Below are 22525 nucleotides of genomic sequence, written 5' to 3'. Positions count from 1 at the left end.
AAAATAATTCAAAGGAGAATATCATGTCCAAATCAGAAGATGCTTTGAAAGAGGCTTTCGCCGGAGAATCACAGGCAAACCGGAAATATCTGGCTTTTGCGGTCAAGGCCGATCAGGAAGGATTCTCACAGGCGGCAAAATTGTTCCGGGCGGCTGCTGAAGCGGAAACAGTTCATGCCCATGCGCATTTGCGGGCATTAAAAGGAATTCGATCTACAAAGGAAAATCTGCAGGAGGCAATAGCCGGGGAAACTCATGAATTCAAAAGCATGTATCCTGGTATGATTGAAACCGCTAAGGCTGAAGGCAATAAAGAAGCGGAGCGGTCTTTTAATTTTGCCAATGAAGTTGAGAAGATTCATGCCCGTCTCTATCAGCAGGTCCTTGATAATCTGGAAAGTACAAATGAATCTTACAGCTATTATGTATGTCCAGTATGCGGATATACCTCAGAGAAGGAAGCGCCAGAGACCTGTCCGGTATGCGGAGCTAAAGGAAAGATGTTCAAGAAAGTAGATTAAGATGGTGTAAGCCCGACATTTGCTGACGTAATAAAGATGCTTGAAAGCATCTGCATTATCAAGCAGGAAAGGTGTGCAAGATACTGTACGAGGTGAAGCTGAAGTTATTCTATACCTTCACACCGAGCAGCTCTGCCGCGTAGTTCACCATATTGAGGTCTTCATCCTGCGTGACCTTTTCAATACCGTCTTTGCGGTCCATCTGGCCTGAGCGGACAATACCCGCTATTTCCCAGGCATAAGGATGGAAGTTGAAGCGCTTGCGGTGGACGTAGTTCGCCAGAGCGTTCAGCAGGCAGTTTGAAGAGTTTGGGTCTGTATCCAGAGGCTTGACCCAGCCCATGCCAGTTATGATCTCTACGATTCTGTCCTCGTTGTAGTCCATGAAGGCGAGAGGATGTATATTGACTGGCCATCTCGATGCATCGGCATTCAGGTCTTCATCTGTCAGAAAATACTTGCCCAGTTCCTGACCGATTGATGAGAGCAGCGGGTCTCTGACCGTTCGCTGGGTAATACGCTGGAGCCTGGGGTTCGTCTTCATGATTGCTGAAGATATGGGCGCCTGACCGGGCGACCAGCCGTAGGCGACCAGCGGGATGCCGTAGGCGATTGCGGTCTTTAAAATCATCGCCTTGACCATGCCGATGCATGTGGTGCATATCGAGCTTGCGCGGTCGAGCGTTTTCGGGCTGTAGATGTCCTTGTCTGCGGCAAGTGCGAAGGCCTTTTTCATTAGAGGAAAGGGCGGCCTTATGAAGACCGATGTCGCTCCGAGCTTATCTGTCATGAGGGTGATGTTCTTCTTCGCCTGTTCAGAAACAAAGCCGTTGTCGAAAGTGAATGCCAGGATGTTCATTTTGTATTTTTCGGCAAGCACCATCATCGTGTATGTGGAATCCTTGCCGCCGGAATATGCCAATAGGACATCGAAAACCGCCTTGCCTCTGTTTTCATCAAGGAGCTGCTCGAACTTTTTCAAATGCTCCAGCTTTTCTTCAGGTGTCGGCAGAGGCGTATGGCTGCAGTAGTTGCAGACACCAGCATCGTCAAACGATATGCCGGGAAACGTATCGCCCAGAACGCATTTTGAGCATGTATTCATTTCTTTAAAGCCTCCTTGTCTATCTTTCCCGAAGGTTTTTTAGGCAGGCCCTTCATGATGTTCCATTCCTTCGGCTGCTTGTGTGCGGCGAGTCTGCTTCTTACATGCGCGGCAAGCTCCTCGAGGTTGAATGTCTTTGCATCTACCGGCACGATATAGGCCGCGGGAACTTCACCGAGCAGTTCATCTGGTTTCCCGATTACGGCTGCCTCATGGACATCGGGTGATTCGATTATGGTGTCCTCGATTTCCTTAGGAGACACGCGCTCGCCGCCGATTTTCAGCATTTGTTTTTTTCTGCCTGTCAGGAAGAAAAAACCCTCGTCATCCATATAGCCCAGGTCTCCGGTGACAAGGCCCCAGTCTTTGATAGCTTTTGCCGTCTCTATGGCGTCATTCCAGTAGCCCTGCATGATATTGGGGCCTTTCGCACAGATGTTGCCTTCCATGAAAGGCGCCACCATATTTCCATGATCATCCCGGACCGAAAGCTCCACGTCAGGGATCGGGATGCCTATGGAACCGAGCTTGTCAGTAAGTCTTTCGGGCGGCAGATATGATATGCGGGCAGAGGCCTCTGTCGCGCCGTACATTACATAGAGTCTCGCATGCTTCAGGACTTCAAGAAGCCTCCTGATAAGCGCGGGTGCCATCGCGCCGCCCGCCTGTGTCACAATGCGAAGGCTTGGAATGTCCGTTTTGGAGAAAATCGAACGGTTGAGCAGAATGGCGAATGTGGAAGGCACTCCTGCAAACAGGGTTACTTCCTTTTTCACCATCTCGTCGATTACAGAATTCGGAAATGCAAAACGGTTGTTGATTACAATTGAACCACCTGATCTGAAATGCGTGTTGAGTACGGTTTTACCGTAGACATAATAGAAAGGCAGTATGGACATGGCCCTGTCTTCAGGTGTCAGACCGAGATATGACACTATGGATTTTGTGTTGGCTACAAGGTTTCCGTGTGTGAGCATGACGCCCTTTGGTTTGCCTGTACTGCCCGAGGTGTAGACTATTGCCGCCAGATTTTCAGGTTTCACATCTGCTGCCGGCCTTGTATCAGGCATGGAATCGATTTCGGATGAAAAAATGTATTCGCCGCCTGGATTGTCAAATTCAGTCTCAGGCCCGATTATCGTTCTGCATGATATTCCTGAAAGCTTTGGTGCTGTCGCCCTTGAAAGCAGGCAGAACTTCGCGCCTGAATTTTCCAGATAATACTCGATCTCGGGTTTTGCGGAGCGGTCATGGACCTCTACGCTTATGCCGCCCGCCTTCAGGATGCCGTAGTAGGCGGCGATGTTTTCTATGGAGTTTTCAATGACGACCAGGACCCTGTCGCCGGTTTTGATTTTGTTTTCGATAAGAAAATTGGCGACCCTGTTGGCCTTTTTTTCGATATCCGAATAGGTTGCTGTTTCACCTCCATGAAATACGGCGGTTTTGCCAGGCTGTTTGTCAGCCTGAACTTCAAGATGGTGGTGAACCAGCAGGAACACTACTGAACGCCTTTTGTCTTAAGGAAGCCGATTATATTCTCAATCGTCTCGAGGTTTTCCGGGACAAGCTCTTCATCCTCTATTTTGATCGAATATTTTGACTCGAGGAACTCGACAAGCTCCAGCACTCCGGTTGAATCCATAACGCCGGAATCTATCAATGAAACTTTTTCATCAAGCACGACATCACTGCGTCCCATGATGAAGTTCTCGCGAATAAAATTCATAACCGTTTCTTTTATAGAACTTGATGAAGGCATGTTTCCTCCTAAACATGATTATGTAGGAACATATCGGCAATTCATCTGCAACTGATAAGGGTTTCCTGAAGTTATTTCAAGTTGTACCGCTTTGGAATATGGTTTATCAGGAATTCATCGGATATATTTTATTGAAATGGAGGCCTGGAGAGTTATGGAAGAGAATTCCGGAAAATCATACAGGGGTTTCTGGCTGAGGATTGTTGCAACTCTTCTCGATTATTGCGTATTTCATGCCTCATTTATATTTTCCATTCTGGGTATTGTTGTTGCAGTAACCGGTATAAACATTTTTCCGGGTATATTCATAAAATCACCAATAAGCAATCCCGTCCTGCTTTTTATATTTTTGTTGGTAATTCCAGCCGGGATATTATCAGTTTTCTGCTGGGCGGTTTTTTCTGCAACTCCGGGAAAGATTATCGTCGGAGCGAAGATCGTAGATGCATCAACAGGTTTGAAGCCGTCAGTCACAAAACTGATTATAAGATATCTGGCATATATTCTTTCGGCCTTTCCTCTTGGGCTCGGATTTATATGGATTACGTTCGATTCCAGGAAACAGGGCTGGCATGACAAGCTTGCCGATACTGTTGTTGTTAATAAAAAAATCACCTCGGAAACAACTTTATTTCCGACAGTTTCACAGCCAAGAGAGACAAAGATTTTCAGGGTGGTCTTTGCGCTTGCCTGCCTTGCCTTTGTAATCGTCGTCTTGTTTGGGGTTAAAACTGTATTTTTTGATGATATGCTTTCACCTGAAATAAAAGCATGGATGGCTGATGAAAATATCAGGTGCAATGAGGATAAGAACGCCTTCATTTTCCTGACAGGAATAATGGCAAGTGAAAATGAGGATCCTTATCAAACAGGGAAGAATCAGGCAGAAAAATACCGGAAGGCTCTGAATGATCATAAAGACAGAGATTACTTTGATGAACTCAATTTGAAAGAATCCGAAAAGATACAGCTGGGAAAAGATATTAATAACATATGTGATCCATTGGAAAACGAATGCATCAAAACATATTGCAGCACAAATTATGAAAAGATGCTGCCCGGAAACAGCTACGCCACAGTAATGAAAAGGTATGACAGACTCTATGATTATTCCTGTTTCCAGACAACCTTAAAGCCTAACATGCTGCCGCCAATAATAAACTTTGGAAGCTTGAGAATAATGCATTGTCTGAAACTTTCATCGATTGCTGTTTCTTATATGAAAGGTGATAAGAAAGAAGCAATTGCAAGGCTTGAAAGGGATATGCGGTTTTACCGCTCGATGCTTGCGCAGGCCGACACGTTGATCGCCAAACTTGTTTTCGTTACCTGGCTCAAAAGAGACATCCATTTTTATTCACAGCTTATGGACACAGAAAAAGACATGTCTGATACGCTCAATAAGTCAGTAGAAAAGATAACCCCGCTGAACCTTCAGGAAAGGTCGCTGAGGCCGGCCTTAAAATATGAGGTCAAAGCAAACCTTGATATGGCTCTTGCTTCTCCCGCATATGCGTTGAGTACATATAAAGAAGAAAATGATCCCGGAAGTGAAGATTTTTTTGAAAATGCCGTTAGGGACATCCTTGTCCAAACTACACCGCAGGAACGGAAGAGGTCAATGACCTGGCTGTTCAAGGACAACGCCACGATAAAGAGTTATTACAAAATATATGAATGTAACAGTAAAATGAGCGAGATGGAAATCAGGGATTTTCCAGCCAATAAAGGCAGATGTGAAAACAGCCTTACAAGATGTTGTGATTATATACACAATCCCATCGGGACAATTCTGGCTTCTATTGCCGCGTCTGCATATTCCGATTGTCAACTCAGGCTTCATGATGCTGACGGCCTCATCAGGCTCGTTCAGCTTAAAAGGCTTATAAGGTTGAATAAGGTACCGGCAGACAAAATCGAACAGTTTCTCAAGGACAATTCCATGAAATACGGCGATCCTTATTCCGGACTGACCATGAAATGGGATGCTGAAAGAAAGGTCATTTCATTCAGACCGTTTAATGAAAAAAGCATGCCCTTTGATTATGAGATCGCGATACCGGATATAGATAAGGAAATGATAAAGTCCGCTTCAAATCTGAAATGACGTCTTAAAAATCCGGGCAATGATTATCCCAGAAGTATCACAAAAAGCCTGCCCGGGCCGTGCATGCCTTTAAAGGGCGTCGCCTGTATGTCTGCGGTTGAGCTTGGCCCCGTGATCAGGATAAGCTCGCTCGGCATTGTTTCAATGCCTTTTATCGCGGTTTCATAGGTCGGATAAAGCCTGTTAAGGGGGATAACGGCTATATGAACAGGTGGGGCGATGGAAACAAGGCGCGGCATGCCCGTGACTGCTGCAATCCCGATGGTCCCTGATTCGGCTACTGCGAACGCCGCACCTGTGAGGCCTGCATCCGCTGAAAACGCCTTTTCTTTGAGAGATTCTCTTCCCATAAGATTTTCAGCTGAGAAAATTCTGATCCCGGTTGAATGACCCCATTCCGGCAATCCGAGGGTCCTTGTTATTTCATCATTTGATGCAATTACAGACTCGATGCCTTCAGCATTTGAAATTTCGGAAAGCATATGCCTGGTTTCCGTTATATCTGAGGCCCTGTGCAATATGCCTGCCTGAGAGGCCAGTTCAGCTGAAAAGCGCTCAATCAAAGCCTCTTTACCTAAGGACATTTCATTAAGGGACGGTGTCTTCGGTCTGGGAACGGCAGCATCCTTCGGCGCTGATTTAAGGGCATTCAAGATTTTATCTCTTGCCGTCTGCATTATGTATCTTTCCTGTTAAGTTCTTTCCACAGTTCATGGAAAGTCTTCTTTGCAATCTCAGGCAGGTCCCTGTTTGAAAACCAGCCCTTCTTTATGCCGCTTATGCTGCTTACATAGCCGTCTCTGGCGTTTCTGTTTAAAATGGCTCGAGCGGTTTTTATCCCGAGCCTCCAGGCAAGTCCGCTCTGCATTGCCGCCGCGGCGGATGCATAAAGCGCTTTTTCTTTCTGATCCGCATTTTCTGCTATAAGTGAACGGTAATACAGAAACAGCCCGGGGTGGTCTATCCCGGCGGGACATGCATCCCGGCAGGCACCGCACAGCGTACATGCGCTGAACAGGTCCTTTGTCCTATGGAACCCGAGAAAGAGCGGGTTCAGCATCTGCCCCATTGGGCCGGAATATGCGAATCCATAAGGATAGCCCCCGATCTTGGAGTATACCGGGCAGATGTTGAGGCATGCACCGCAGCGTATGCATTTAAGGGCCTGCCTTGTGAGACTGTCGCGGTAGATTTCTGATCTGCCGTTATCCAGAATTATGATATGCAGCTCTTTCGGCCCGTCAAGTTCGCTTTGTTTCGCTGGTCCGGTATCGATTGTGACATACCCTGAAATCTTCTGCCCCACGCAGTGCCTGCAGAGAATTCTCAGAATATGGAGCGCATCGTTCATATCCGGCACCACTTTTTCAATGCTCATTACAGCGACGAGGGTTTCCGGGCTGCTCTTGGTAAGGCGTATGTTGCCTTCGTTTTCCACATTGATGATTGCGCCGCTCGAGGAGACCGCCATGTTGATTCCGGTAATACCCACTTTTACGGACTTGAACCTGTCCCTGAGATATGCCCGGACAGACTTGCCCAGAGCCACAGCGTCGTTTGAAGGCTCGCTGATGATTCCTTTTTCAAGGAAGATTTCGCTTATCTCGGCTGCTGGGATATTGATGGCCGGCCCTACAATGTGAAAAGGCGGCCTTCCCATCTGCTGGGTTATGAACTCTCCGAGGTCTGTCTCAAACACCTCGATTCCGCCTTCTTCAAGTGCGCTGTTGAGGCCGGTTTCTTCGGTGATCATGGATTTGCCTTTAGTAACAAATGCTGCGCCCTTTTCTCTGCACAGGTTCAGTATGTATTCGTTCGCGGCAGCCGAGTCACCAGCCCAGAAGACTCTGGCTCCGTTAGAGAGCGCATTCTCCTCGAATTCTTCAAGAAGCTCCGGCAGCCTTGTCAGGGTTTCCTGCCTGATTGCCTTGGACAGTTCGATGGCAGCGGCAGGATCCGGAAAACTCGACATTGATAGCTGCTTCATTACGGCGAATCCCGGAGGCAGAACTGAGAGAAAGGCCTGGCTCAAAGGATTGGCCATTTCCTTTCTTGCGGTTTCAATAAAGGTGCCTGCTCTTTTTACCATTACAGCGCCTACTGAGATGCCAGAAAATTTGCGATGTGCATGGCCTTTTTATCCGGGTGGTGCCTGTGCAGATATCCCATGATATTAAGCAGGCACCCTGGTTCGGAAAGGATGATCACGTCCGCCCCTGATGCGATGAAGTTCTTAACCTTGTCACTTACCAGGGCTCCTGAAATTTCAGGGTAATTGTTCGAAAATTCTCCACCGAAGCCGCAGCATGAATCGGCCCCGGCAAGAGGTACAACCTGGGCGCCGTTCACTCGAGAGATTAGTTCTTTTGCATATCCGGTAACGCCAAGGCCTCTGAGCAGATGGCAGGATTCATGGTAGGCGACCTTGCCGTTAAACCGGGCGTCCGTATCTTTGATGCCTAGCCTCGATACGATGAATTCCGACAGTTCGAATACCCGCTCTCCAAGCCTTTTTGCCCGCTTGAGCCACCTGACGTCGCCACCGAACAGTTCCGGATAATGTTTTTTCACCATGTAAACGCATGAACCTGAAGGGCAAACTATGTTATCGTCGTGTTCGAATATGCTGATGAAGCGTCTGGCGAGTTTTGCGGCGTCCTTTCTGCGGCCTGCATTGAAATGCGCCTGACCGCAGCAGGTCTGTTCCTGATGGTAAACAACTTCGCATCCCAGTCTCTTGAGCAGGCTGAAAACCGCCGCCCCGATGTCCGGCATGAATATATCTACGGTGCAGGGGATGAAGAGGGAAACCCTCATGAAGGCATCAAGGGTTCTGTCTGAGAAGATGGAGCTGTTATCAGCAGGGCCTTTTCCTTTTTGATGTCCTCGTAGAAGAGCACCTTGCTGGTTACCCAGTAGGGCCCCACCCATATACCGGCTATTCCGCAGGTGATGATGCAGAGCAGGAACCAACCGATGAACCTGCACATGAGGCAGAAGTATTTCCACTTGTAACCGTTCATCATCTCCTTGCTCTTTCTTATAGAGGACATGCCGTCCATCCCCGGATTTTCCGCCATGATCAGGAACATCATCGAGTATGATATTGCAGCTATAATGCCCGGTACTATAAGTAGAAGGCTCCAGAGAAATATGAATATGAGAGCTACGAGGTAGGCGACGAATGAGTCAAGAAAACTTTTAAAGCCATCAAAGATAACTGCTATCCGCGGCGTCTCTCCTTTTACGTAGGGAAGGAAAAAGAGGTAAAATCCAAGTATCATCGGGCCCGAAATAAGAAGGCTCGCAATGCTTCCGATCAGGGGAACCGCGTTTAAAATTATGATAATGGCTGCAAAAACTATGCATGCGGCAATTGCATCGCCCCACCTTCCGCGCAGCGTCTCTCTTGCATTGGTCATTAACTGCTGGTTTTCTATAAGCATGTCTCACCTCCACAATAGACATTGATATGGAAAAATATTAGTCCATGCTTTCAAAAATGCAATACGATGCGGTTTTTTCTGTTTTTTTAATCCTGCACAAGAGCTATATATACTTTTTAAATGCTTCAGCAGACCTTATTAAATTATTTGAGGAGCCGGATATGGGGCATATTGTACAGGGAAAAATCGGTCGCATAATAAGAAATGTAAATAGGACAATAAAATCTGGATTTATGTTTTCACTGCTCTTTCTTTGTTTAACGATGTCTTCATCCTGCATCGGCGATAAGGTAACTGTTGAGATAGATCCTGCAGCACCCGGTGCACAAATTCAGGATGACTTTCTTGGTATTTCCGTGGAATGGGGCAGTGTCCCGGACTATCTTGGCGACGGCTCAGGCGGGTTAAGGCCGGCAGTGGTAACGCTTATGCGCGCATTCGAGGCCGAGGATCACCGGCTGTCCGTTCGAATAGGCGGAAACAGCCAGGATCTGGCGTGGTGGAATCCTCAGGGGGCAACACCCCCGTCGGGCGTCACCATCAACATAGGTCCTGCACACCTGGCCACACTGGCTGCACTGGCCGAAGTCCTGCAAACCCGCCTGATTCTGGGACTTAACCTGGCGATTGACGATCCCGCACTTGCAGTCGGCCTGATTGATGCGGCTTACGATGCCATCCCCGGTAATGCCATCCAGGCCTTTGAGATGGGAAATGAACCGGACCTGTATCGTACTGAAGGGCCCCGCCGCGGTCTGGGGTATGGGTGGAACGCATATCTTGCAGATATGGAAGCCTTTCATGACAATATAGCAGAGCAGGTTCCGCCATCGACCCCTTTCGCTGCGACTGCAATTGCAAACCGTTCATGGCTGGGGAACATGCCCGGCTTCTGCGAACGGGAGAAAAACAGACTCGCACTTGTGACGACCCACATCTACCCTTTCACAAACTGCTACAACCTTGCGCCTTCGGCTGAGGCCCTTCTGACCGAATATGCCACCAGCGGAATCGGGGCAAGCTACAAGACCCTTGCAGCCGCTGCGCACGCTCAGGGCCTGGCGTACCGGATGGACGAAATGAACAGCGTTTCATGCGGCGGGGCTGATGGTGTAAGCAACGTATATGCAGCAGCCCTCTGGGGTGCTGACATAGCCTTCCAGCTGGCAGCGGCGGGCCTTGACGGAATCAACTTCCATACCCCGTCCAGATATGCGGTGTTCAGCCTGGATGCATCCGGTGTCCCGGTTGTATATCCGCTTTACTACGGGATGAGGTTTTTCTCGCTGGCGACGGCAAGTCACGGCCGTTTGCTGCCTCTTTCCATAAAAACACCGGCCCGGGTACATGCCTGGGCAACACTCGGTGAAGATGGGGCAGTACGCGTTGCGCTGATCAACCTGAACCGGAAAACCGATAAAGTCGTTTATCTGCATATTCCGGGATGGTCTGAATCTGCCAGCCTTGTGCGTCTGCAAGCCCCTTCCTTGACTGCAAAGACAGGACTTACGCTTGGAGGTCTCACCTGGGACGGTTCAACAGAAGGCCATCCGCTCGGGATTGCAGCATCCGAGCCGGTGGCTTATGAAGCAGGATCCTATAAGGTTTCATTGCCTGCGCTTGAGGCGGTGGTTGTGAAGGTGTCCCCGGCTCTGTAGCATTAAGCTGATGATTTAATAAGCTGTTAAGAAGAATCAAAGTCTGAAAAGGTTCAACTTAACAGCTCAACAGCTCATTAACTTTTTTGTACAATAGTATAGGGATAAGGAACTACGCAGCTCCACAAGATTATCATACGCTGTATTAGAACGACGGGGTCATCGCATACAGACACACAATTCCGTCCTGCCGGTTTATCTCCGCCTTTGTCGGTTCGCCATCAAGGACCTTTTTTACGAGAGAGATGATATCTCCCCCAACATCAGCCAGCGTTGCACCTTCCAGTATCCGGCCGGCATTTATATCCATGTCGTCTTCCATTTTATTGTAAAGCCGTGATGTGCTTGCAATCTTGATGACGGGAACTATCGGGTATCCAAGCGGGTTGCCGCGGCCTGTAGTGAAGACCATAAGCTGGGCGCCCCCTCCGGCAACGCCGGTCATGCTTTCGGCGTCATAACCTGGCGCATCCATAAGGACTACACCTTTCTCAGAAGGAACTTCCCCGTATTCCACCACCTGGGTTATCGGCCTGCTGCCGGCCTTTACTATGCATCCGAGTGATTTCTCACGGATCGAACTCATGCCGCCGTCCATATTGCCGGGTGCGATTACATAAGCGGCAAGAGGGCCGAGAAGGTCATGTGTCAGCTTTTCCGCATCATCCACCATCTTTACTATCTGACCGGACACTTCAGGACAGCATGCTCGACGCGCGAGGATATGCGAGGTCCCTATCATCTCCGTATCCTCTGTAAGGATTACCGTGCCGCCTGCATCCACAAGCCAGTCCGAGGCTATGCCTGTCGCAGGGTTTGCGGTTATTCCGGAAAAGGCGTCCGACCCTCCGCATTCAAGACCCATGATTATCTTATCAAGGGGCAGTTCCTGTCTGGTGATTTTCGCTGCGTCTGCAACCATACGCTTTACTATCTCTATACCTTTGGCCGTTGTTTTTCTCGAACCTCCTTCATCCTGTATGACGAGCTTTTCGACAGGTTTGCCTGTTGCTGCGATTGCGTCATAAAGGATGTCCGCCTTGATCGGTTCGCATCCCAGGCCCACAACGAGTACGGCCGCGCAATTCGGGTGCCTTCCCAAATTCGAGAGTGTGCGTATATGCAGTCCGAGTTCCACGGCGCGGGCGCATCCGTGTCCGTGAAAAAGCGGCACCGCTTCGGGAACGGCCCTTGCGATGGCTGCTGCGACGCCGTTTGCGCATGCCACACTGGGCAGTATCGCCACATGGTTTCTTATACCAGCCGAGCCGTCCTGCCTGAGAAAGCCCTGAAAGGTAGACATCTTATTTCCCCTTTTCTTCAATATCGAGGTTGTGGGTGTGCACCCATTCACCTTTTTTTATATCGATTTTCGCCTCGCCTATGAGCTCGCCGTATTTTATTATATCGGTGCCACGCGGGATGTCGGCCAGTGCGATCTTGTGGCTGTACGGGATGTCCGAGACTGCTTCAATGAATGCCCCGTCAGCCAGGATTGCCTGCGTACCTTTCTTTATGTCAGCCAGTGCGACAGCGACATTGTCTTTTTTATTGATTATGATTACATTTGCATTCATGTACGAACCCCCGGAACTTTTGTTTATTATAAATAAGATAACAGAAAATTCTATCCATAGGAAATCTCGAGTGAGGTTACCGCACAATTAATATAGTCCCGCGGGAATTGCACCGGTGACTGAAAGTTATAGAATTTAACCGAAATTGCTGTTAAATCTTAGTACCTGTAAAAGTCAGCCTCTCAAGACGGCGGTTGTGAGATAAAATATAAAGAAACTGCGGATAAGGAGTGAAAAGTTTTGTTTTTCAAGGTCAGGACATCTGAAGAAGTTTTTGAGATATTAAAGGGCTTCAGTCATTGCGGCGAAGAGAGCGTATCTCTTCAAGAGGCGCTGGGCCGTGTCCTTTCCGGGGAGATCACAGCCCCTGAGGATCTGCCCGAATTCTCCCGGTCAACAATGGACGGCTATGCGGTGAGGGCCAAAGATACCTTTGGCGCAACAGAGAGTCTTCCGGCCCTGCTTGAAACAGCCGGTGAGGTTGTCATGGGCCGGGCCCCTGAAGGGAAGGTAACACCCGGCATGGCCATAAGGATATCGACCGGCGGCATGATGCCTGAAGGTGCGGATGCGGTCGTAATGATCGAATACTGCCACAGCCTTGATGAGAGGACGATTGAGGTAAGCCGCGCAGTATCGCCGCTTGAAAATGTCATCAGGCCCGGCGATGATCTGAAAAAAGGGACCCTGATTTTCAAGAAAGGATTTATCCTCAGACCGCAGGACCTGGGTCTCCTTGCAGGACTGGGCATTGAGAGAATTACTGTCTTCAAAAGACCGAGGGTCGCGATTATTTCTACAGGGGACGAGGTCGTGCCAATAGATCGAAGGCCGGTACCCGGACAGATCCGCGACATCAACAGCTACACCTTAAGCGCCTTCTGCTCTTCCGCAGGGGCGATTCCCATCAGCCTGGGTTTGTGTAAAGATAACTTTTCCGATCTTAAAGAGATGGTGGCCAATGGCCTTGAGGCTGCCGATACCGTGTGGATTTCAGGGGGCAGCTCGGTAGGCGCGAGGGATATCACGGTTCAGGTCCTTGAATCATTTCCCGGCATGGAGCTTCTGGTTCACGGTATATCCATAAGTCCTGGAAAACCGACGATAATTGCCCGCATAGGCGATAAGGCCGTTTTCGGGCTGCCCGGTCATGTGGCATCTGCCATGGTTGTCACAGAAGTCTTTCTGACGCCTTTTTTAGCTGGACTCTCTGGCGATGCAGAGGCCTTTGAAAACGGCCATTTTTATATTAAGGCCGAGCTTGCCAGAAACATCGAATCCGCCTCCGGCAGAGACGATTACATCAGGGTCAAGCTCATCAAAAGAGATGGACGATATTTTGCGGAGCCGGTTTTCGGCAAGTCAGGGCTGATTTCCACTCTGGTCGAGGCTCAGGGACTGGTTAAGATCGACAGGAATACAGAGGGTCTTTATCAGGGACAGGTTGTCAATGTCCTCCTCTTTAAGCCAGTTAAAGGAACGCTGTAGATGAAGAGGCATGTTTATCTGGCAATGAAGGGGCTTGATGAAGCCCGTGAGATATTCTCGAAGGTATGGCAGGGAAAAAAGACCGAGCCCGAGGAGATAAGTGTTGAAGATTCCCTTGGGCGTGTAACAGCCAGGCCTGTTTTTGCAAGGATATCGGCACCGACCTATCATTGTGCCGCCATGGACGGTATTGCTGTCCGGGCGGAAGAGACCTACGGAACCACGGAGAAGAACCCTAAGCATTTGACCATAGGTATTGATGCGTTTTGGATCAATACCGGTCAGGCCCTGACCGAGGGCTGTAACGCAGTTATCATGATAGAAAAGGTTCATCAGCTTGATGACGACAGGCTGGAGATCATGTCTCCCGCCTATCCCTGGCAGAACATAAGAAAGGTGGGAGAGGACATTGTTGCAACGCAGCTGCTTCTGCCCCAGAACCATGTAATCAGGCCCTATGATATGGGGGCGCTTGCTGCATCGGGCATATTCAGAATAGAGGTTCGCAAGAAGCCCAGGGTGGCAATCATCCCGACCGGCACGGAGCTCATCCGTCACACTGATATCGATGATCCCGGCCTGATAAAGAAAAACCAGATCATAGAATCCAATTCCATAACGCTTTCCGGCCTTGTACGCGAAGCCCATGGAGAGCCGGTTGTTTATGATATAGTCCCGGATACCGAAGAGGATATTCGCAGCGTCCTCTTGAGGGCTGCCAGTTCCGATGCTGACCTTATTCTCATAAATGCCGGTTCATCTGCGGGTTCGAAGGATTATACGGCCAATATCGTGGCTGAAATCGGTGAAGTCCTTGTGCACGGGGTTGCCATGATGCCCGGAAAGCCCACCATACTGGGCGTCATTCAGGGCAAACCGGTCATAGGCATTCCCGGCTATACCGTCTCAGCTGTAATGTCTTTCGAGCAGTTTGCCCGTCCCGTGATATTCGGGCTTCAGGGGCTTTCCCTTCCGGAGAGAAGGACCATCCGTGTAAAACCATCACGGGATATTCCATCCAGACTGGGGACAGAGGAATTCGTCAGGGTGAATATCGGCAGGGTCGGAGAAAGGCTGGTTGCAACGCCGCTGCCAAGGTCTGCTGGTTCGGTTACCACGCTTACAAGGGCGGAAGGCATCATACGTATCCCGTCAATGTCCGAAGGCGTGACGCAGGATGAAGAGATAAGCGCAGAACTCCTGGTGGACGATGAAGAACTCAGAAACACCATAGTCGTTATAGGAAGCCATGACATAACAATAGACATTCTCGCCGATGAGATCAGGCGCAGCGGCAAAAACATCCGGATATCATCCGGGAATGCAGGCAGCCTCGGCGGCCTCATCGCCATAAGAAAAGGCATGTGCCACATTGCCGGGTCGCATCTCCTGGATACTGAAACAGGCGAATATAATGTCTCCTACATCAGGCGATACCTGAAAGGCATCAGGATATGTCTCTTCCGCCTGGTCATGAGGGATCAGGGACTGATAGTGGCAAAGGGCAATCCCAAAGGCATAAAAGGGATTTCGGACCTCACGAGGAATGATATCACATTCATCAACAGGCAGCCTGGCTCGGGTACGCGCATACTGCTTGACTATAACCTGGCCCGTTCGGGCATAAGCCCGGAATCAATAAAAGGTTATGAACGTGAGGAGTTCACCCACATGTCCGTGGCCGTTGATGTACTTTCCGGAGCCGCTGACTGCGGCATGGCCATCTATGCCGCGGCTAAAGCGCTCGACCTCGATTTTATTCCGATGGACAGGGAACAGTATGACCTGGTTATTCCGGCTGATTTCCTCAATGTTAAGAACATTCAGGTTGTGCTTGATACCATACGTTCCCCTGAGTTTAGAGACAAGGTCTCGGCCCTCGGCGGGTATGATGCATCCGGAAGCGGGGAACTAATTGCGGAGATGGAAGCGTAGTATTATCAGGGGAATAGTGCGTAAACAAGAAAGATACCTAAATTTGCCTGAAAATCATCTTATAATTTAAATATTGCAGGTGAAGATAAATTCCAAGCCATTTAATTGATGACGATAGAATGCTCAGACATTATTCACCAGTGATTCCGGGGCATCGCCTTTCAACACCCGGGCGATGTTTGCCGCAGCCATGTTTATGATTCTTCCGGCAGCCTCATCGGTCACTCCCGCTACATGGGGAGAAAGCAACAGTCTGTCGCTGTCCACGCCCAGCAGAGGGTTATTCATTTTTACAGGCTCTTCTGAAAAAACATCTATACCTGCTCCGGCAATCTTTCCTTTCATAATGGCATCAGCCAGCGCTTTTTCGTCAACCAGTTCAGCCCTGGCTACATTGATCAGATAAGCGCCGTTTTTCATGGCATTGAGGGCTGCTTCATCGATCATGTTCCGTGTGGCTTCTGTAAGCGGCGCATGCAGGCTTATTATGTCGGACCGGCTCAAAAGCGTTTTCATGTCGCAGTATTCTACGCCGAGTTCCTGTTCCAGTGAGCTCTCATATCTATGAATGTCGAAATATAGGATACTGCTCAACTCGAAGGGCTTCAGCCTTACGGCAACCGCCTGTCCGATTCGGCCGAAGCCGACAATACCCCATACCCTGGCTTTAAGCTCTGCCGGTTTGATATTCATTTGCTCCCACTTGCCCTGCTGCGTGCTCTTGTGCGCATGGAACATGTTTTTGAGCAGGCAAAGCCCCCACGCGACAGTGTGTTCAGCCACACTGGCTGTGTTGGCGCCGGCGGTGTTCGCTACCATGATTCCTCTGGCCGTGCAGGCCTCCACATCTATATTCTGATACCCGACGCTCGGCTGCTGGATGAGTTTCAGTTTCTTGGCCTCGGACACAAGGTCTTCGGTTATTTCGTGCTTGAACGTATAGTCACACAAAACCGCATCAGCTTTCCCGATGTGCTTTTTTATTTCTTCAGCAGACATCCCGTTACCGGCCATTACTTCAAAATCAGGTACGCCAGGGGTCTGCATGATTAGAAGCTTGACCAGTTCAGCCTGAAGAGGGGCAAGTGAAAGCACTGTCAGGGCCATAACATTTCTCCTGTCTCACTTGGATATTATGCTTTGAAGTAACATAAAACAACATGCCGGGCAGCATCTGAAGATAAAATTGATCTGTTTTTACAACTGATAACAGGCGCCCTGCAGAGTATGAACTTTTATTTATTTCGATATGTCCAGGTGCCGCCTGAATCAACGAATTTCTTTGTTGCATTTAGGGCCTTTTCCACGCCGCTCTTTTTAAATGCACCCTGGACAAAGTCAGGCACGCCCTTTACCACGACGTTGCTTCCGTAGCGGGCAAGTGTCTTATTGTTTCCGTACGGGTAGAGTTTCCAGAATCCTTTCAGCTGGTTGATTTCATTCTTGTATGCCGGGTCAAGGTGCCAGTCAAAATAATAATCGGGCTTGTTGAACTGGTACAGGCACTGGTACCAGATTGATACGAAAAGGATCTTCAGCCCGAACTCGACCTTGACCGGGTTCCTGCTCGTGAGCTTTATCTTTTTTATCTCCTGAAGATACCTGTCCTGTATCTCGACTTTTGCGAGAAGGTTCCATGTCTCTTCGACAGGCTGGTTGAATATGATGGCTGCTTCAATCAGAGAGTTTTCCTTTGACTTGTCTGTCGTGGAAAAAACTATTTTTCCCTCGGCCAGCATATTCTGCTGCTCGACGCTGAGGCCTTTCATTCCGTCAGTACCGAAATAGGGCTCTTCTGCATATGCCATGGATGAGAATGCCAGTATTAAAATCAGTGAGATAACAACTTTTTTCATAAAAACCTCATTTGAATATTAATATTTTGTAAACAATGAACGTATATATAATACTCTTAATGAAAGATAAACGGACAAATCACATCCGGATTTGAAAATCAGGTCAAGGCAATTGTAATCATGATGATCCGACAGCCTGTGCAAATACGGCGGTCTGATTTCACAGAAAGACAACCGTTTCCTTTTCACCGGCAGTTTCCCATTTGCCTGGTCCAGTGAGAACCTCATATGGCCTGAACCTCGATTTGTAGTTCATGGTTTTGCTTCCTGATACAAGGTATCCCAGATAGTAATACGGCAGCTTAAGCTCAAGGCATAATCTTATCTCCCTTATGATTGAGAGGGTGCCCGGACTGAGCTTCCCGTATTCCGGATCAAAATACATGTATACACTGCTCAGCCCGTCAGGTACTGCATCCACTATGCTTATCCCCACAGTACGACCTTCCAAGCTGTAAACGATTTCGTATGTCTCGGCAGGCGAATCATAAAGAAAGGAGATAAAGGACATCCGGTCTCTCGACATTGTATTGTCATGATAGTGGTTAAGATAGCGTTTAAATAGTTCATGTTTTTCATCTGAATATCGAGGTCTCGAGATGCTCGCCTGCACATCCGCTCCCAGCCGGGATACCCTCTTCATGGATTTGCCGGGATTGAACAGGCCGACCGGAATACGGATCTGTCTGCATTCGGAACAATTCCGGCAGATTGGCCTGTATACTATTCTTCCGCTCCTTCTGAATCCCATCGAGAGAAGTTTTTCGTATATGTGAGGCTCCAGATGATCGACATAATACTCTTCATATAATGAATTTCTGCCAGGCAGATACGGGCATTTCCTGTCTTCTTTCATTGGGAAGGTTTGCTGTTTTCCTGTTTCAGCACAACATCAAGAGTTTGCTTCCATAATGCGTATGCCTGTCCATAGGCGTCTGCCAGTCCTCGGGCCGGTTCGATTTTCGATATTATTTCAAGCCCGGTAAAGGCATCGGCAAAGGAACCATAAGCGTTTGAACCGATGCCTGCGCCGCGCGCCGCTCCCTGGGCGCCGTCGGTCGAGAACAATTCCACATTCGCCTCGGTCGCACAGGCAAAGGCTTCACAGAACACATTGCTGAGGAACATATTGGCATGTCCTGCACGGATGGTTTCAGCCTTTATGCCCATGCCTTCCATGATCTCCATACCGTATTTGAGAGCAAAGACGATTCCCTCCTGGGCTGCGCGGAGAAGATGGGCCTTTGTATGCCTTATCAGGTCGAGCCCCCGCACTGACACGCCGGGATTTATATTTGAGAGAGTCCTTTCCGCACCGTTTCCGTAAGGAAGAATAACGAGGCCTTCAGAGCCCGGCGCCACGGTCGCCGCGAGACGGTTCATTTCCTCATAACTGAGACCAGGCATGTTGTGTTTTAGCCATGAATTCAGGATTCCGGTGCCGTTAATGCACATGAGAATGCCGTATCGGCCGGCCTTTGCCGAGTGGTTTACATGCAGAAATCCGTTGACCCGGGACTCTGCGTCGTAAACAGGTTTATTGGATACCCCGTAAACAACCCCTGATGTCCCGGCGGTAGTTGCAGTTTCTCCCGGATTGAGTACATTGAGCGAAAATGCATTATTGGGCTGGTCGCCTGCGCGGTAGGCGACCGGAATGCCTTCTTTGAGGCCTGTTTCACAGGCGGCATTTCTGGAAATAACGCACTGCAGGCCGAATGACGGCCTGATTTCCGGGATAAGCCTTTCATCGATTGCAAAATAATCAAGTATAAGCTTTGCCGGGGCCGAGTCCGTATAATCCCACAATATTCCCTCTGAGAGTCCTGCCGGTGTTGTTGTTGCCTCACCGGAAAGCTTGAGAGCAATATAATCTCCCGGAAGCATGAATTTGTAGATTTTTTTGTATATACCAGGCTCGTTTTTTTTGACCCAGGCGAGTTTTGATGCAGTGAAATTTCCCGGAGAATTCATGAATCGTTTCAGGCACAGATCATGGCCTATTGCATCGAACGCCTTTTCGCCGGTTGTGACCGCCCTGCTGTCGCACCAGATAATTGAAGGCCTTAGCGGCCTTAAGTCCTTGCCGACCACAACAAGACCGTGCATCTGGTATGAGATTCCGATTGCCTCGATTTCATCGAGTCTTATTCCTGCTGATTTAATTTTATCGAGACAGGCCAATACCGCCTTCCACCAGGTTTCAGGGTCCTGTTCGGCATGGCCCGGCCTGGGGGATAAAATCTCCATTTCGGTTTCCGGGGAGTGTGATGCGGTTTTCAACAGTCCTCTTTCGATTTCAATAATCGATGCCTTAACGAATGAACTGCCTATATCAAGCCCCAGAAGCAGACCGCCCATGAAGGACCTCCCGTATCAGATTCTGTCCTGCTGAATATCATGAGACTATGCTCAATGTCATCTCATGTGTTATTCTGGCAGGCAGTTAAATAAAGCTGACAGGGGGTCTTATGGATAAGCGCCTCATAACATGGGATGAGCCGGCAGGCGAATATGTTAAAAGCTCGATTGCCAGGGGTTTCCCGCTTGGCGGAATAGGTTCGGGCGGCATTACCATAGGTTCGGACGGCAGTTTCATTGAGGCCCGCTGCAACAACAACTGGATGAACCCGGTCAGGAGTCTCAGAGGCTCTTTCTTTGCCCTTCACACCATGCAGGGCATCGCGAAAAAAAGCCGCATACTCAGGTATGGTTACGAAAAGGAATTCGGCAATATCGAGGCGATAGCTTCGACACGTTTCAAAGGCAGACTTCCTGAATTCGAACTCGGGTTTAACGACAGCCTGCCGGTTGAGATAAGGCTTTCTGGTTTCACACCGCACATACCCCATAATATAAAGGATTCTACAATTCCTGCAGCATTATTCTCCGTGAGAATTGAGAATATCTCCAATGAACCCGTTTTCGTGTCCGTCCTTTTTTCCTGGCAGAATATCCTGGGCTGCGGAGGGACAGGCCAGACCGGGCTTGTCATGAGGAGAAGGAAGATTCCTGTAGGGCTTGAAGGCAAGCTGACTTATCGCGATGTTAACGGCAATTATCAGGAGGCTTGTGAAACAGGCGGAATGCCCGCCATTCTTTTCAGGACAAGTCAATCATACGATCCACGGTCCCACAGATATGGCGTGCTGGGCGAGTACCTTCTTTCCGCCTGTCCGCCGGACGGTTTCCAGACCGACATCTGTGAAGGATATGATTCAATGGAGTTATCACCCGCAATCCTGGACAGCTTTGTCAGGTCAGGGAGGATATCGTCACAGGCAGTGCCTGTTATCGGCTCGGATAGAATAAGACCAGCCGGCGCTGTAGCAGTTCATGGAAGTCTTGAACCGGGGAAAAGCGTGGATGTGCCATTTTATCTGATATGGTGGACACCCGGACATGTAACTGAAAAGAGCCCGGTGCTGAAATCGAGAAGCGGCATACATGACGGAGAGAGGGTGGGCCATGTCTATGAAAATTACTTCAAGGACAGTTTTGAAATCGCAGGCTACCTGAAATCACAGAGGGAGCGTCTTTACCGTGAGACGATGGAACTGCCCTCTTTGCTCGACGAATCGAATCTGCCCGCCTGGCTCAGGCGCACGATCATGAATTCAATCGATTCGGTATTATGCAACACTGTTGTACCTGAAGACGGCCGTCTCTATACAATCGAAGGCATGGACTGGCAGTGGCCGTACGGCGGGCTGACCGGCACGAACGATCAGAGGCTTTCATCGCACCCTTATACATCGGTCTTTTTTACAGAACTCGACAGGAGCGAACTTGAAACCTTCAGGAGGCTGATGGACAGGCGCGGTTCGGTTCCTCACGGAAACGGCAACTGTGACCTGGCGCTTGGCGATGCGTCGGTTCCCTACGGCTGGCCCGAGGAGATCATATTCGTGCTTAAGGCCAAGGAGTGGACAGACCTGGCCGCAAGCGAGATCATTCAGGCTGGAAAGATGTTCAGGATGACCGGGGATGAAGAGTGGCTTGACATGTTCTGGCCGGACCTCAAACGGATGGCGGAATATATGGATAAAAACTGCGTTAACGGTGTTCCGGAGGGCGGAACGACCTATGACATCTGGCATTTTCCGGGTACGTTCATATATTCGGCAACCATATATCTTGCGGCCTTGAAAACCATGCTCGACCTTGCCGGGCATATTGAGCCTGGGATAAGCGCCCTTTTTGAAAAAAGAGCTGAAGCATGCAAAAAGCGTATCGATGAAGCCCTGTGGGATAATGAGAGGGGATATTACAGAAGTTCGCCGATGAGGCCTACAATATTCTGCGCCGCACTGGCAGGAGACTGGGTAAGCAGGTATTCCGGTCTGTGCCCTGTTCTTGAAGCGGAAAAGGCCGCGAGTCATATGGAGCTGGCTTTCAAGCTTCTGATCAATGGGGCTAAAAACCTTCCCAGGTTTAAAGGCAGGATGCCGAAACCTGTTGCCGAAATGACGATTTCCGGCAGCGAAAAACTGGTGCCCAGGGGATTTTTTCACGGTGATATCAGACAGATATACATCTGGCAGGTCATAAGCTATCAGGCCTGCGAGCATATCTATCTGGGGCAGATCGATGAAGGGCTTGACACGCTCTATATGGTCTATTCACGTCTGGAGAGGCTTGGCTATACATTCAGCGCCGACCTGACAGGAGAAACAAAGAGCATATACATGACCCATCCCGTCGCGTGGGCGGTCTTGAATGCCTTCACCGGAGCGGCGCTTGATATTCCCCGGGCTGTTCTTCATCTTGGCCCAAGGCCCATGCCGGGAGAAAACAGGCTTAAATGCCCCATATTCTTTCCCGGGTTCTGGGCCATGCTTGATTACGATGCAAGGACAGGCCTCGCCACCATAGATGTCAGGAAACATTTCGGCAAACCCGTCATTATAAAAACTGTAATGGCTGATCTGACAGACTGGGAACAAAAAGAAATTCCACTTGAAAAACCTGTACTGTTGGAGCAGGGTAACACGATAACCATCAAGCTTGCACCCTGAATTGTGTATGACGACCATCAGCTTCTTGGCGATAATATTTTCAGATGAAGTA

At 49.2% G+C, this 22525-nt stretch carries 19 protein-coding genes; 6 read left to right on the top strand and 13 right to left on the bottom strand.

Annotated features, from left to right (window positions below; genetic code table 11):
- Positions 1-23 precede the first annotated feature (23 nt).
- On the top strand, positions 24-521 hold the full coding sequence (locus tag VIS94_06430) for a rubrerythrin family protein (GenBank protein ID HEY9160704.1): 498 nt from the start codon (positions 24-26) through the stop codon (positions 519-521).
- Positions 522-630: 109 nt separating this feature from the next.
- Here VIS94_06430 and VIS94_06425 read toward each other — a convergent pair whose 3' ends face one another.
- Genes VIS94_06425 through VIS94_06415 form a run of 3 tightly spaced genes read right to left on the bottom strand, consistent with a single transcriptional unit; the run spans position 631 to position 3388 of the window.
- The gene (locus VIS94_06425; protein ID HEY9160703.1) at positions 631-1626 is read right to left on the bottom strand and encodes a hypothetical protein; all 996 of its coding nucleotides are present in this window, start codon (positions 1624-1626) and stop codon (positions 631-633) included.
- Positions 1623-3128: a class I adenylate-forming enzyme family protein gene (locus tag VIS94_06420; protein HEY9160702.1), complete on the bottom strand. Its 1506-nt coding sequence runs from the start codon at positions 3126-3128 to the stop codon at positions 1623-1625. Before VIS94_06420 ends, VIS94_06425 begins: the two co-directional genes overlap by 4 nt.
- On the bottom strand, positions 3128-3388 hold the full coding sequence (locus VIS94_06415; GenBank protein ID HEY9160701.1) for an acyl carrier protein: 261 nt from the start codon (positions 3386-3388) through the stop codon (positions 3128-3130). The genes VIS94_06420 and VIS94_06415 overlap by 1 nt, the downstream gene beginning before the upstream one ends.
- Before the next feature lie 154 nt (positions 3389-3542).
- On the opposite strand from VIS94_06415, the gene VIS94_06410 reads away from it, so the two are divergent.
- A complete protein-coding gene (locus VIS94_06410) occupies positions 3543-5495 on the top strand; it encodes an RDD family protein (protein HEY9160700.1) in 1953 nt (650 codons plus the stop codon).
- 23 nt (positions 5496-5518) lie between these two features.
- On the opposite strand, the gene VIS94_06405 is transcribed toward VIS94_06410, so the two are convergent.
- From VIS94_06405 to VIS94_06390, 4 genes are read right to left on the bottom strand one after another with little or no spacing between them, the layout of a single operon-like run.
- Positions 5519-6172: a lactate utilization protein gene (locus VIS94_06405; GenBank protein ID HEY9160699.1), complete on the bottom strand. Its 654-nt coding sequence runs from the start codon at positions 6170-6172 to the stop codon at positions 5519-5521.
- Positions 6172-7584, bottom strand: a complete 1413-nt coding sequence (locus tag VIS94_06400) for an LUD domain-containing protein (GenBank protein HEY9160698.1) — start codon at positions 7582-7584, stop codon at positions 6172-6174. The genes VIS94_06405 and VIS94_06400 overlap by 1 nt, the downstream gene beginning before the upstream one ends.
- Before the next feature lie 8 nt (positions 7585-7592).
- The gene (locus VIS94_06395) at positions 7593-8312 is read right to left on the bottom strand and encodes a (Fe-S)-binding protein (protein HEY9160697.1); all 720 of its coding nucleotides are present in this window, start codon (positions 8310-8312) and stop codon (positions 7593-7595) included.
- On the bottom strand, positions 8309-8941 hold the full coding sequence (locus VIS94_06390; GenBank protein HEY9160696.1) for a DUF975 family protein: 633 nt from the start codon (positions 8939-8941) through the stop codon (positions 8309-8311). The genes VIS94_06395 and VIS94_06390 overlap by 4 nt, the downstream gene beginning before the upstream one ends.
- 161 nt (positions 8942-9102) lie before the next feature.
- Here VIS94_06390 and VIS94_06385 point away from each other — a divergent pair, with 161 nt between their 5' ends.
- Positions 9103-10599 (top strand): glycosyl hydrolase family 79 C-terminal domain-containing protein, encoded by a 1497-nt coding sequence (locus tag VIS94_06385; GenBank protein HEY9160695.1) that lies wholly within the window; start codon positions 9103-9105, stop codon positions 10597-10599.
- Positions 10600-10744: 145 nt separating this feature from the next.
- Here VIS94_06385 and VIS94_06380 read toward each other — a convergent pair whose 3' ends face one another.
- A complete protein-coding gene (locus VIS94_06380) occupies positions 10745-11902 on the bottom strand; it encodes a UxaA family hydrolase (protein ID HEY9160694.1) in 1158 nt (385 codons plus the stop codon).
- A gap of 1 nt (position 11903) precedes the next feature.
- Entirely contained in the window at positions 11904-12176 is a 273-nt protein-coding gene (locus tag VIS94_06375) for a UxaA family hydrolase (GenBank protein HEY9160693.1), read from the bottom strand.
- 240 nt (positions 12177-12416) lie between these two features.
- Between VIS94_06375 and glp the strand changes: the two genes are divergently transcribed.
- Positions 12417-13664 (top strand): gephyrin-like molybdotransferase Glp, encoded by a 1248-nt coding sequence (gene glp, locus VIS94_06370; protein HEY9160692.1) that lies wholly within the window; start codon positions 12417-12419, stop codon positions 13662-13664.
- Positions 13665-15599, top strand: coding sequence for a molybdopterin biosynthesis protein (locus VIS94_06365; protein ID HEY9160691.1), 1935 nt, complete (start codon positions 13665-13667; stop codon positions 15597-15599). It abuts the gene before it with no gap.
- A gap of 123 nt (positions 15600-15722) precedes the next feature.
- Here VIS94_06365 and VIS94_06360 read toward each other — a convergent pair whose 3' ends face one another.
- The 4 genes from VIS94_06360 to VIS94_06345 all read right to left on the bottom strand — a co-directional run bounded on the left by VIS94_06360 (position 15723) and on the right by VIS94_06345 (position 19816).
- On the bottom strand, positions 15723-16706 hold the full coding sequence (locus VIS94_06360) for a 2-hydroxyacid dehydrogenase (GenBank protein HEY9160690.1): 984 nt from the start codon (positions 16704-16706) through the stop codon (positions 15723-15725).
- Positions 16707-16834: 128 nt separating this feature from the next.
- On the bottom strand, positions 16835-17455 hold the full coding sequence (locus VIS94_06355) for a hypothetical protein (protein ID HEY9160689.1): 621 nt from the start codon (positions 17453-17455) through the stop codon (positions 16835-16837).
- Positions 17456-17615: 160 nt separating this feature from the next.
- Entirely contained in the window at positions 17616-18311 is a 696-nt protein-coding gene (locus VIS94_06350; protein HEY9160688.1) for an arginyltransferase, read from the bottom strand.
- On the bottom strand, positions 18308-19816 hold the full coding sequence (locus VIS94_06345; GenBank protein ID HEY9160687.1) for an FGGY family carbohydrate kinase: 1509 nt from the start codon (positions 19814-19816) through the stop codon (positions 18308-18310). The genes VIS94_06350 and VIS94_06345 overlap by 4 nt, the downstream gene beginning before the upstream one ends.
- A gap of 110 nt (positions 19817-19926) precedes the next feature.
- On the opposite strand from VIS94_06345, the gene VIS94_06340 reads away from it, so the two are divergent.
- Positions 19927-22473 (top strand): GH116 family glycosyl-hydrolase, encoded by a 2547-nt coding sequence (locus VIS94_06340; GenBank protein HEY9160686.1) that lies wholly within the window; start codon positions 19927-19929, stop codon positions 22471-22473.
- Positions 22474-22525 lie beyond the last annotated feature (52 nt).

The sequence above is a fragment of the Desulfomonilia bacterium genome (genome assembly GCA_036567785.1).
Lineage (GTDB): Bacteria > Desulfobacterota > Desulfomonilia > UBA1062 > UBA1062 > DATCTV01.
This window is presented reverse-complemented; position numbering and strand designations above follow the sequence as displayed.